This is a genomic window from Lysinibacillus telephonicus, assembly GCF_003966145.1.
GTDB lineage: Bacteria > Bacillota > Bacilli > Bacillales_A > Planococcaceae > Ureibacillus > Ureibacillus telephonicus.
Window position 1 is genome coordinate 1 of sequence record NZ_RXNR01000094.1, and the last position, 12,910, is coordinate 12,910.

A 12,910-nucleotide genomic window follows, 5' to 3' on the forward strand; every position below is an offset into this window, starting at 1 on the left:
CTATGAACACTTTAAAGCGAAAATTTTATTAAATAATTTATATAAGAAAATTGGGGTTCATTTAGGATAATCGGGGTGCCGTGTAATATCACTTCACCCCAACATTTGACATAGAACCTTTTATATTATATAATGAAAAATTCACAAGACTCCTACGGAAAAAGCGTGACTGCCGAAACCCCACAGACTTGCGAGCTCAGGCCATCCCCGGTTGAAAACATACAGATCATTTTTTTATAAATCTTTATGAAGGCGACTTTTGGGTCATCCCTCATATGAATTAAATTACTGTTTTTATATTAGCCAGCTTTTCAGCCATATATTTCGGTGAATATGGCATTCCTCTTTTAATCCATTGTATTACGACCCCGAAGTAAGCTCCTAAAATATAGCTATTTAAAATATCCTGTGGGATGCTGTCATCGGAATCGGAAAATTCCGTACTTCGACTTGTAGCATTGCGAAAAATTGCATATAGCTTTTTCCAAAAACCTGGGAAGCGATTCGAACTTAACATGATTGTATAGAATTCAGAATGTTCACTTAGATGTTCAAAAATTTGAACGAGTAAGTCGTAGGAGCGCAACCCGTCAGATTTTTTCATAAGTATTGCATTCAATTCGTTTAAAATTTCCTCAGCTATTTTCTGTATAAGGTCGATTTTGTCATGATAATGCGAATAAAATGTAGCACGATTTACGTCTGCTACTCTTGTAATATCCTGAACTGTGATATTACTAAAATCTTTTTCAGCCATTAATGAGATAAGTGCATCTTTTAAAACTTGTCGTGTTTTTTTAACTCTACGATCAATATTAACCTCTCTATCCAACATAATCCCTCTTTTTGTAGAAAATCCTGATCTAATCAAACAATTATACTACTAATTGTTTAAAAAACAACAGATAATAAAATTTTATTGGTTGCCTAAAAAAATCACTATAGCTAAAGTAATCTATGAGTCTTATTCCATAAAGATTAGTTAAATTGGTTATTTTATGAATCAATTTATCTCATAAATGAACGTTAGAGGTGAGGATATGAAAAAAAAGTACGTCTTAATAATTTTACTGGTACTTTTCGTAATTAGCGGAGGCGGGATTGGTTACTATTTTTATTACCAAAGTACACATTTTTTAAAAACAGAAGATGCACGAATTGCTGGTGATCAATATAAAGTAATGCCACAAATTTCCGCTGAAATTACAAATATTGATGTTAAAGAGGGAGATACGCTATTAAAAAACGAAGCAATAGCAGAGCAAGATACAACAAATCTTGATCCAGGCCTAATAAGAAAATCAATTATTCGTGCTCCTATTGATGGTACAGTCATTAAACTTCTATCAAAGGAACATGAAATTGCAGCCGCAGGTCAACCTGTTGCTCTAATGGTTGATATGAATAAATTATATGTTTCTGCAAATATAGAAGAAACTGATATTAAGAAAGTTAAAATTGGACAAGATGTCGATGTTTCCATTGATATTTTAGATGGCCAAACAATTCCTGGAAAAGTACGTGATATTGGAAAAGCAACAAATTCTGCGCTTTCACTAGTTCCAGCAGTAAATACTAGTGGTAATTTCAATAAAGTAACACAAAGAATCCCAATTGAAATTGCCATTGTAAAACCTGAAAGTATTGATCTTATACCTGGATCAAATGTGGAAGTAAATATACACATTAAATAAAGGAGGGGCTCTTTTTGTCATCATCATCAGTTGCTCCTTCAAAAGCATCTTCCAGAGAAAGATGGCTTGCACTAATTGCAATTATTACCGGAGCGTTTGTAGCTGTATTAAATAATAGTTTAATTAATGTTGCAATTCCGAGTTTAACTACAGATTTAGGATCCACACAGGATACCATTCAATGGGTTCTTACAGGCTACATGCTAGCATCCGGTGTAATTGTTCCAATTGTTGGATTTATGGAAGAACGAATTGGTTATAAAAAGTTTTTACTCGTTGCCTTAGCTGTTTTCACTATTGGAACCTTTTTTTGTGCGATTGCTTGGAATGATATGTCTTTAATCGCCTTTCGAATTATTACAGGACTAGGTGGCGGCATTATTGGTCCACTAAGCATGACTGTTATTTATAAAATAATGCCCCGAGAACAAATTTCTGTTGCTCTAAGTTTGTGGGGCGTTTCTGCCATGGTTGCCCCTGCAATTGGTCCTACATTAAGTGGTTATTTGATTGAATGGTTCAATTGGCGATTTTTATTTATCGTTTGTATCCCATTTGGAATTTTAGCTTTTATCGCTGTATCGTTTTTATTAAAAGCGCCAGAAAAAGCGGCCCCAAAACCATTTGATGCTTTAGGTTTTTTCCTTGCAGCTACATTCGCGGGAACACTATTGTATGCATTGAGTAGTGGTCAAAAAGCAGGATGGGGTTCATTTGAAATTATCGGACTATTTTTCATCTCTTTTTGGGCACTAGTATTTTTAATTTATGTGGAAGCAAATACAGAACATCCTGTTATCGAACTTTCACTCTTTAAAAATTTTACTTTTATGGTAAGTACTATAATCTCTTCGCTTGTAATGGTTGGAATGATGGGGGCAATGTTCATTATGCCGCTGTTTTTACAAAACATTCAACGCATGGGACCCATTGATACAGGGCTTTTAATGATGCCGCAAGCAATCTGTATGGCAGTTATGATGCCAATTGCAGGTAAGTTATTCAATAAAACAGGTCCTATTCCATTAGGCATGATTGGACTTACATTGATGGCCTTCACTACGTATAAACTCGCTTTTATGACACCTGATACTATGCACAACTGGATGATTCCAGTTCTGATGTTACGCGGTATTGGAACTGGACTTTGTATGATGCCTATCTCAACTGCTGGAATGAACGCGGTTGCACCACATCTAGTGGGTAAGGCATCAAGTATATCAAACTTAATTCGTGCAGTAGCGTCATCTATGTCAATTGCCGTATTTACGCTAATTATGCAAAAACGGACAACTTTACATTTAGGTGAAATTACTGATTCAATCTCGATTGAATCGACTCAATTAGCACAAAGTCAGTATGGTACAAACTGGTCAAGCTCTTTATCAAGTGTCGTTCAACTTGAAGCAGCTTATAGAGGAATGACAGACGTCTTCTATGTTGCAGCTATGACATTATTTATCTGTATCCCGCTCGTATTAATATTTAAGAAGAAAAAGAAGCCTCAAGCTCAGGAAACATCAGATGTTTAATATAGGAAGGAGATTGTAATGAACAAATTAAGAAATGTTAGAATTTATGCTCTTTCATTAATCACTCTTTTAATTATTTCTGGCTGTAATAGTACTAGTTCAGCTAAACAGCAAGGCAATGATTCAGTAATTCCAGTTGAAGTAGCTAAAGTACAAAATGAGCTAATTGCAACAGGGAATGTCTATTCAGGTGTAATCAGACCAAATGAAGAAATAAAACTTATTCCTAAATTATCAGGAACAGTTGTTGAGCTTCCTGTTGAAGTTGGGGATCGTGTAGAAAAAGGGCAAGTTTTATTAAAGCTTGATGATAAGGATCTTGTTAATTCAGTAAAAAAAGCTGAGGCTGCTGAAGCTGCTGCATATGCAAGTATTGGTTCTGCTGAAGCAGGTCATCAATCAAGTGTTGTCCAATCAGAGAGCGGTGTAGTTCAAGCAAAAAACAGCATGGTTCAAGCCCAAAATGGTATGGTTCAAGCAAAAGATGCCGTAGCGAAGGCTGAAAATGCAGTTTCTATGGCGCAAAATTCGGTAGAAGATGCTAAGTTGTCTTTAGAAAAAGCACAAGTCGTTTTAAATGATGCTCAAGTTAACTTCGATCGTATGGAAAAATTATATGAGGGTTCACTAATCTCTAAAGCTGATTTAGAAAAAAGTGAATCGGCACTAAAAACTGCAAAGGCAAACGTGAACAGTCTTAAAATAGCTAATAAAAATGCAGAAACAAGTTTAGCAACTGCTAAGAAAGCTCTAAGTGCAGCAAAACAAACATACGAAAATACAACAAAAAGTTATCAAAACGCTTCTGAAGGCTATTCAAAAGCAAAAGAACAAGCGGAAATCGCTCAAAACACTGCAACAATTCAAGCCAGTGAAGAAGCATGGAAGCAAAGACAAGTAGATGTTGAAGTAGCGAAAGATCAGTTAGATAATGCAACTATAACTTCTCCGATAGATGGAATAATTGGTTTTAAGTATACGGATGTGGGTGAACAGGTTTCTCCACAAAGTCCAGCCTTAGTAGTCGTTAATCTTGATAAAGTAAATGTTTTAACTTATATTCCTGCAGAAGAAATTAATAACATAAAGCAAGGAGATAAAGTACAAGTAAAAGCCATTTCTATTGAGGAAGTTACTTACGGTACCGTTAAAACAATTAGCCCTTTAGATGAGAATGGAAAGGGCTATCCTGTAGAAATTGAAATTGACAATCCCAATCTTATATTAAAATCTGGTATGATTGTGGATCTTCAATTTATTACCGACGAAGCAACTGAGGGGAAACTAATTCCTTCATCCGCAGTGATGGATAAAGACGGAAAATCCTATGTATATGTGGTTGAAGATAATCACCCTAAACGGCAGGAAATTGAAATAAAAGAAAAGAAAGGCTCTATGGTTATGGTAACAAACGGCCTTAAGGATAAAGACCTTGTTATTACAGACAATCTGGAGTTCCTTTCCCCAGAAGTTGAAATTTCTTACGAATAATTTCATTTTCAAATGAAACAGGTGGAGAAAAACAAATCGTTTTTCTTCACCTATTTTTTATTCTTTTATTTGTGCAGTATATTTTATGAACACACTTAAATTTCGAGCTCTTTATAACTAAAAAGTGAGAACTCAAACTTCAAATTTTCCCATTAATTGAGAAATATAGATCATAATTGATAATGTTTGATCTTCCCACAATGCTAATTTGTGTCCGAAATTTGTAATTTTTAAGTGTAGATTTAGACAATTACTCCCAAAGTATTGCAACACCCACTAAAAGCAAAGATAATTATTATATAGACAAAATAATATAACCAATAAAATAATAAATTTTCATTTATAATTGTTCTAATCACAATTAATTTGATTAACAATAATTATTATTGGTTATGATTTAAATGTCTTAAAAACATAACATTTTAGGAGGAATTATTTATGTCTTTAATCGGAAAAGAAGTATTACCATTTAAAGCATCCGCTTATCATAACGGTGAATTTATTAATGTTACAGAAGAAAACTTTAAAGGTAAATGGAGTGTTGTTTGTTTTTACCCAGCAGATTTTACATTCGTATGTCCTACAGAATTAGAAGACTTACAAAATGAATACGCAACATTAAAAGAGCTTGGAGTAGAAGTATATTCAGTTTCTACTGATACACATTTCACACATAAAGCTTGGCACGATCATTCAGAAGCTATTAGTAAAATTGAATACATTATGATCGGCGACCCTTCACAACAAATTTCTCGCAACTTTGATGTACTGGATGAAGAAGCAGGTCTTGCACAACGTGGTACATTCATCATCGATCCAGACGGTATTGTTCAAGCTATGGAAATCAATGCAGACGGAATCGGCCGTGATGCAAGCACTCTTGTAAACAAAATTAAAGCTGCACAATATGTTCGCAACAATCCAGGTGAAGTTTGCCCAGCTAAATGGAAAGAAGGTTCTGAAACACTTAAGCCTAGCCTTGACCTTGTAGGTAAAATTTAAGGAGTACGACCACATGATTTTAGATGCAGATATAAAAGCACAATTAGCCCAATATCTTCAATTGATGGAGGGCGATATTCTACTAAAAGTGAGTGCAGGAACTGATGACGTATCTCGTGAAATGCTTGCCTTAGTAGATGAGTTAGCTACTATGTCTTCTCAAATTAAAGTAGAGAAAACGACATTACATAGGACACCAAGTTTCAGTGTAAATCGTATCGGTGAAGAAACTGGCGTAACTTTTGCCGGTGTTCCTTTAGGACACGAATTTACCTCATTAGTGCTTGCGCTGCTTCAAGTTAGTGGAAGAGCTCCAAAGGTTGATCAGAAGGTCATTGATCAAGTGAAGAAGATTAAGGGCGAATATCATTTCGAAACTTATATTAGTCTAAGCTGCCACAACTGTCCTGATGTTGTACAGGCATTGAACTTAATGAGTATTCTTAACCCAGGCATCTCTCATACAATGATTGATGGCGCCGCTTTTAAAGAGGAAGTAGAAAGCAAAAACATTATGGCAGTGCCGACCGTATTTCTAAATGGCGAATCGTTCGGCAGCGGTCGTATGACACTTGAAGAAATTCTTGCGAAAATGGGTAGTACAACTGATGCGTCAGAATTGGCCAACAAAGATCCTTTCGATGTACTTGTTGTTGGAGGTGGACCAGCTGGCGCAAGTGCAGCTATTTATGCAGCCCGTAAAGGCATTCGTACAGGTATCGTGGCCGAACGTTTCGGCGGCCAGGTTATGGATACAATGGGCATTGAGAACTTTATAAGTGTGAAATATACGGAGGGTCCTAAACTTGCGGCAAGCCTGGAAGAACATGTCAAAGAGTATGACATTGATATAATGAATTTACAGCGCGCCAAACGTTTAGAAAAGAAAGACCTTATTGAAATTGAACTTGAAAATGGTGCAGTATTAAAAAGTAAAACTGTTATCCTTTCAACTGGGGCTCGTTGGCGAAATATTGGTGTACCTGGCGAAGAAGAGTTCAAAAATAAGGGAGTAGCATACTGTCCTCATTGCGACGGACCATTATTTGCAGGAAAACATGTTGCAGTAATCGGAGGCGGTAATTCTGGTATTGAGGCGGCAATCGATCTCGCAGGTATAGTGAAACATGTAACTGTTCTTGAGTATAAGCCAGAACTAAAAGCCGATGAAGTACTTCAAAAACGCCTTTACAGTCTACCAAATGTAACTGTTCTAACAAATGCACAAACTAAAGAAATTACAGGAACTGATAAAGTGAATGGTATTTCTTACATCGACCTCGAGTCCGGAGAAGTACGTCATATTGAGTTACAAGGTGTATTTGTTCAAATTGGTCTTGTACCTAACACGGACTGGTTAAGCGATACAGTTGAACTTTCTCGCTTTGGAGAAATTGTAGTAGATAAACATGGTGAAACAAACATCCCTGGTGTATTTGCTGCAGGAGACTGTACGGATAGTGCATATAAACAAATCATTATTTCTATGGGATCAGGTGCCACAGCAGCATTAGGTGCTTTCGATTATCTAATACGAAATAGTTAAACGTTTATGATTATTACATAACGTTATATAAGTTTTACTGCGTTATTTTTTATGCTGAACAAAACATAATCATCCTATATCTTTAAACAAAAGAAGTCATTTTGCAGTCAATGCAAAGTGACTTCTTTTTAATTAGTTATGTAATTCTCAGAAGATGAAATAATTGTTTTTTAACTCTTCTTTGCAATTTTTTCTTTCCACACTCGAAAAAATAGGGCTGTTTAGGATTTTTACTTTCTAGACAGCCCTCAAAATATATTCACTCACTCGAGGTAAACTATCTAAATCTACTTAAAAATGCCCCTAGTTGTCTCATCATATCAACCCCATTTCTTATTGTTCCCATATGTCCATAAATGGTATTTAAATGATCTGGAAATCTTCTAAGTCGAGAAACTTGAGGTTGATTATTTGGAGGAAGGAAAGGTTCATCCTGTCTTCTTACCTGATTTAGGTAATAGAGTGAATCGTCCTGTCTTTGAATTTGACTAGGAGGTGCAACCCTTTGCCTATATACTGGAGGAATTGGCCTCCTTCTAGGATTTGGCGGATAAAATTGCATATAATTCACCACCTATCAGTGCTAATTTTCAAAATAGTATATGTTTGTAATTTCCAATAGATTAGACTTTTAGAGGAGTTAACTAAAATTATTATACTAGAAATATAAAAATCCTCTTTAAACTCACCTGTTTCTTCCAATTTTATATCTATAGCAGCTTGAAAATTTAGCATTATTTTTGATTAAACTCTCTTTCTTACCATTATAGATTTCTACTTAATGCTGTAGACACTCATTTTCCACAAGCATATATATCGCATTTTTCGACAAAGCTTGAAATAATTATTGCGAGTAAGCGAATAACAGCATTGATAGTAGAGCACTTTATTTTATATGTTCATTTGAACTTTATACCGTTTTATCATGAACGGGCATTATAATGCGGCGATGTCTATGCTGTCAATTTTGCGCTTTTGGAAGGAGGTTCAAGAAATTGAATCGAAAAAAAGAAAAACAGGAAGTAAAATTAATTCCATTAATGGTGGTTGTCCTAATAGGTGCAATCATTTGGTTTATTCCCCCTCCAGAAGGCTTACAAGTTCAGGCATGGCATTTATTTGCCATTTTTGTTGCAACCATTATTGGGCTTATTATAAAACCTATCCCAATGGGGAGTATGGCCATTTTGGCTTTAACAGTCATTATGATTACAAACACTTTAACACTTGAAGAAGCGTTAAGTGGATTTCAAAACTCTACTATTTGGTTAATCGTTATAGCATTTTTCATTTCTAGAGGCTTTATTAAAACAGGGCTTGGTACACGAGTTGCTTATATTTTTGTTCGATTATTTGGGAAAAAAACTTTAGGATTATCTTATTCTCTTATTGCTAGTGATTTAATCCTTTCTCCAGCAATGCCATCAAATACAGCGCGTGCCGGAGGGATTTTATTACCTATTATTCGTTCATTGTCTGAAACTTATGGTTCGAGAACTGGTGATGGTACGGAAAGAAAAATAGGAGCTTTTTTAACTACAACTTCTTTTCAGGCAAATATGATTACTTCTGCTATGTTTTTAACTGCTATGGCTGCTAACCCCTTGGCTGCAAAGATAGCAGAAGATATTACAGGCACTACAATTTCTTGGGTAGGCTGGATGGTAGCTGCTATAGTACCAGGGCTAATTAGTTTAATAGTAATTCCATTTGTCATTTATAAACTCTACCCACCAGAGATAAAAGAGACCCCATCTGCTACTGTAGAGGCGAAGAAAAAGCTTGATGAGATGGGACCTTTAAAAAGAGAAGAATGGTTTATGATTGGCATTTTCCTCCTTTTAATTGTTTTATGGATTTTTGGCTCAAGTTTTAATCTTGATACAACTGTTACAGCTTTTATAGGATTAGTGTTATTACTGCTTACCCAAGTGTTAACATGGTCTGATATAAAGCAAGAGCAAGGTGCATGGGATACTTTAATTTGGTTTTCAGTCTTAGTCATGATGGCCATGTTTTTAAATAGCACAGGTATGATCCCTTGGTTCAGCCAAATGGTACAAGGTATGATTGGCCAAACATCCTGGATTATTGCGTTAGTCGTACTTGCAATTTTATATTTCTATTCTCATTACTTTTTCGCAAGTAATACCGCGCATGTAAGTGCAATGTACGGTGCTTTTCTATCAGTCATCGTTGCTGCTGGTGCACCACCGTTAGTTTCAGCATTGGTTCTTGCATTTTTCAGTAATTTATTCGGATGTTTAACGAATTATGGCAGCGGACCAGCTCCTGTATTCTTTGGAGCAGGTTATGTTACACAAGAAAAATGGTGGGGAATTGGGCTTGTTATTTCACTGATTCACCTCGTGATTTGGTTGCTCATTGGTGGATTATGGTGGAAAGTACTTGGCCTTTGGTAAAGAGTAGTATTGTCTTAAGGCATGCAGGCATAGCTTATTTTTCATGAGGTCAGGCTTTTAATAGGCATACTATTTAACACTCGAACTATATATTCCATATTTATTAAAATCATGCTAGAACATCATCTAGCATGATTTTTCAACTTCTTTATAAAGAACGAGTTAGCTGACTCCACATTAAAATATAACTGAAAAACAGTAGTATTGTAAAAGTTAAAAAAATGCATTGTTATTTTAATAAAACGTACAAGTCTAACAACTTCCGGCCTAATTTCCTACATTTTCATGTATACTAAACTATAAATAAAATTTCACAAGTAGATGGAGCGTCGATTTATATATGTCTTTGAATACTATTAACTTTTCTGGCAATTCCGGTTTTGGAGAGCCGTTATCATTGCAAATTTATAAGCATATTTTAAAGAAAATTATTGAAGGTGAATTTAAAGCTGGAGATAAAATTGTAGAAGAAGACATTTCCAAGGAATTAAATACAAGTCGGGCACCTGTTCGAGAAGCACTTTACTTATTACAGGTAGATGGAATTGTGGAAAGGATGCCAAGACGTGGTACGGTTGTAAAGTCCTTTACTAAAAGTGAGATTGAAGAATACAACGATGTAATAATCGAATTGATTCGAGTGGCAGTAAATTATTTAAGTAATAAGTGGAATGAAGAGCATAAACTAAAATTCAAGGAGTACTTTAATGAAGTATCTACTGAATATGAAAAGAAAAATGTAATAGAATATCAAATAAAACTTGAACAACTTTTAAGATACATTTTATCTATTGCAAATAATAAAGCTCTTATAAGATTTTATGAAGAGGCAAATAGCATCCTAAAAGTGTTTGCCCAAGTTCAATGGACCATAAAAACAATGGAAAACTTTCATTGTAAATTAAAAGATTTTGGAGCAGCAATGCTTGAGTCAGACTTTGCTAAAGCGAATAAAGCTATATATGAGACAATTAAGTTAGGGGTTAAGTAAATAAAAACCCTTAAGCTTTTTTGTCGACAATCGACAAATTTAGAGCTATGATTAATTTGTACTAAATTCACTGACCTTTTTCTATTACCCTTTATTTTTGCACAATTTAACTCAAATAATCTTTATATTTGTCGGGTAAGCAATAGGTACTGTTTGTAGTATAAAAAGAAGAAAATACTAAACAATATATTAGATTGTTTTCTAATTACTTTAAGGAGGAATTCTATTATGACAGATTTAAATGGCAAAGTTGTAATCGTTACTGGTGGTGCTTCTGGTATTGGACTAGCTACTGCGAAAGCTTTTTTAGATAAAGGTTCCAAAGTTGTGATTGGTGATTACAACCAAGAAGCAGGAGAAAAAGTAGAAAAAGAATTAAAAGAAAAATATTCTGATGTTTTATTTGTAGCAGTAAATGTTGCTGATGAAAAATCCGTAGAAAATCTTGTTTCACAAGCTGTAAACCAATTTGGCCAACTAGATGTAATCTTTAACAATGCAGGCGTTGGAGTTCAAAAACCTACTCACGAATTAACTGATGAAGAGTACAAACGTGTTATTGCCGTTAACCAAGATGGCGTATTTTATGGCATCAAATATGCTATTCGTGAGATGCTTAAATCTGGAGGCGGCTCTATCATTAACACTTCCTCTATTTTAGGAAGCGTTGGTGAACCAACTTCTACTCCATATGCAGCAAGTAAGGGAGCCGTTAACTTAATTACAAAATCAGTTGCGTTGGAATATGCCGATCGTAATATTCGAGTAAATGCAGTTGCACCTGGTTTTATTGAATCTGGCATGGTTAATAAAGAAGCTCTTGGTGATTTTTATGATGGCTTAGTTGCTAAACATCCAATCGGCCGACTAGGTAATCCAGAAGAAATCGCACATGCAGTAGTTTTCTTAGCTGAAAATGATTTTGTAACAGGTACTACAGTCTTCGTTGATGGTGGATACACTGCTAAATAAGTAGGAACTTTTAAAGGGATTAATCCGGAAAGTAAGATTTCTGGGTTAGTCCCTTTTTCGTTAGAACAAAAATAGCAAATACATTACTTAATGGTTAACCATTAAGTAGTGATTTTTATTGTTAAATTTCCCATGCCGCAAAAGAATTTTCTTAATATCTGGTTGTAATAATAATCATTGTTTAGGAAAACCTAGATAAAAAAGTGAAGATAGGGTGGCTAAGAAATGGAAGAACGTGAAAAGACTAATCACAAGACCTTTTGTATGAGTGAATACGATACATTAAAGCGAGTAATTCTTTGTCAGCCACAGTATATGACAATCCGCGAAGTAATTAATGAAACACAGGAGCACTTTAAGGATGAAGGTATTCATATTGAACGTGCCCTTGAGCAGCACGATGAATTTGTTAACACGCTTAAAAATAATGATATTGATGTTATCCTATTACCTTATCATAAAAAATATCCTGAACAGGTGTTTACACGAGATATAGGGTTTACACTAGGACAAACAATCTTTGTTGCCAACATGGCTACAGATGTTCGTGCAGGAGAGGAAAACGTTTTAAAACAATGGCTAGAGGATGAAGAAATCTCTTATTATAATTTGGTCGAGGAACGGATTGAAGGTGGAGACGTTATAATAGACCGAGATACAATATACGTAGGCCTTAGTAATCGGACAGATCAAAAGGCAGCTGATCAATTACAGCATCTTTTAAATAAATTTAATGTAATTACCATTGATTTTAAAGAAAAATATTTGCATCTGGATTGTGTATTTAATGTCGTGTCACCTGATGTGGCTTTAGTTTATCCAAAAGCCTTGTCGAAAAAAGACATCGAGCTTTTTGCTTCCCGCTATGATTTAATTGAAGTTTCGGAAGAAGAACAATTCCAACTAGGTACAAATGTATTAAGCATCGGCAACAAAAGACTACTAAGTTTGCCAGTCAATGAAAGAGTAAACAAACAACTTCGTAGCCGGGGCTTTGAGGTTATTGAAGTCGATATTACAGAAATTATTAAATCCGGCGGCTCATTTCGTTGTTGCACACTTCCTATCTTACGAGAAGGATAAATTATAGTTGGATAAATCTGAAGTTTATTTAATTTCAAAAGCTAAAGCAAGCCTAGGGGCTGGGACAAAACCCTCCTATAAATCAAAAAGCCGGTGAAATTTTACGACGAGTAAAATTTCACCGGCTTTGAATTTTTTACAATAAAATAAGGACCTCTTCTGATAAAATTAAGTTA

11 protein-coding genes are annotated in these 12,910 nt (G+C 35.0%); 9 read left to right on the top strand and 2 right to left on the bottom strand.

All coding sequences use genetic code 11. The annotated features are described in order from the left end of the window. Nucleotides 1-280 precede the first annotated feature (280 nt). Nucleotides 281-832: a TetR/AcrR family transcriptional regulator gene (locus EKG35_RS19010; RefSeq protein ID WP_185807826.1), complete on the bottom strand. Its 552-nt coding sequence runs from the start codon at nt 830-832 to the stop codon at nt 281-283. A 208-nt stretch (nt 833-1,040) separates the two neighbouring features. On the opposite strand from EKG35_RS19010, the gene EKG35_RS19015 reads away from it, so the two are divergent. The 5 genes from EKG35_RS19015 to ahpF all read left to right on the top strand — a co-directional run bounded on the left by EKG35_RS19015 (nt 1,041) and on the right by ahpF (nt 7,265). Beyond that, the gene (locus EKG35_RS19015) at nt 1,041-1,694 is read left to right on the top strand and encodes an HlyD family secretion protein (RefSeq protein ID WP_126296114.1); all 654 of its coding nucleotides are present in this window, start codon (nt 1,041-1,043) and stop codon (nt 1,692-1,694) included. Nucleotides 1,695-1,708: 14 nt separating this feature from the next. After that, entirely contained in the window at nt 1,709-3,226 is a 1,518-nt protein-coding gene (locus EKG35_RS19020; RefSeq protein WP_126296115.1) for a DHA2 family efflux MFS transporter permease subunit, read from the top strand. A gap of 18 nt (nt 3,227-3,244) precedes the next feature. Beyond that, nucleotides 3,245-4,717, top strand: a complete 1,473-nt coding sequence (locus EKG35_RS19025; RefSeq protein WP_126296116.1) for an efflux RND transporter periplasmic adaptor subunit — start codon at nt 3,245-3,247, stop codon at nt 4,715-4,717. 438 nt (nt 4,718-5,155) lie between these two features. After that, the gene (gene ahpC, locus EKG35_RS19030; protein WP_126296117.1) at nt 5,156-5,719 is read left to right on the top strand and encodes an alkyl hydroperoxide reductase subunit C; all 564 of its coding nucleotides are present in this window, start codon (nt 5,156-5,158) and stop codon (nt 5,717-5,719) included. Nucleotides 5,720-5,732: 13 nt separating this feature from the next. Next, complete coding sequence (gene ahpF, locus EKG35_RS19035; RefSeq protein ID WP_126296118.1) at nt 5,733-7,265, top strand: alkyl hydroperoxide reductase subunit F; 1,533 nt, start codon at nt 5,733-5,735, stop codon at nt 7,263-7,265. Between the two features lie 277 nt (nt 7,266-7,542). Here the strand turns inward: ahpF and EKG35_RS19040 are convergent, their stop codons facing one another. After that, nucleotides 7,543-7,827: a hypothetical protein gene (locus EKG35_RS19040; RefSeq protein ID WP_126296119.1), complete on the bottom strand. Its 285-nt coding sequence runs from the start codon at nt 7,825-7,827 to the stop codon at nt 7,543-7,545. Between the two features lie 433 nt (nt 7,828-8,260). Between EKG35_RS19040 and EKG35_RS19045 the strand changes: the two genes are divergently transcribed. The 4 genes from EKG35_RS19045 (at nt 8,261) to EKG35_RS19060 (ending at nt 12,734) form a co-directional block, all read left to right on the top strand. Next, nucleotides 8,261-9,688 carry an anion permease gene (locus EKG35_RS19045; RefSeq protein WP_281274643.1) on the top strand — a complete coding sequence of 476 codons (1,428 nt, stop codon included), beginning with the start codon at nt 8,261-8,263 and terminating at the stop codon, nt 9,686-9,688. A 340-nt stretch (nt 9,689-10,028) separates the two neighbouring features. Then, entirely contained in the window at nt 10,029-10,679 is a 651-nt protein-coding gene (locus EKG35_RS19050) for a GntR family transcriptional regulator (RefSeq protein ID WP_126296121.1), read from the top strand. 228 nt (nt 10,680-10,907) lie between these two features. Continuing rightward, complete coding sequence (locus EKG35_RS19055; RefSeq protein ID WP_126296122.1) at nt 10,908-11,651, top strand: SDR family NAD(P)-dependent oxidoreductase; 744 nt, start codon at nt 10,908-10,910, stop codon at nt 11,649-11,651. Nucleotides 11,652-11,876: 225 nt separating this feature from the next. Continuing rightward, on the top strand, nt 11,877-12,734 hold the full coding sequence (locus EKG35_RS19060; protein ID WP_126296123.1) for a dimethylarginine dimethylaminohydrolase family protein: 858 nt from the start codon (nt 11,877-11,879) through the stop codon (nt 12,732-12,734). Nucleotides 12,735-12,910 lie beyond the last annotated feature (176 nt).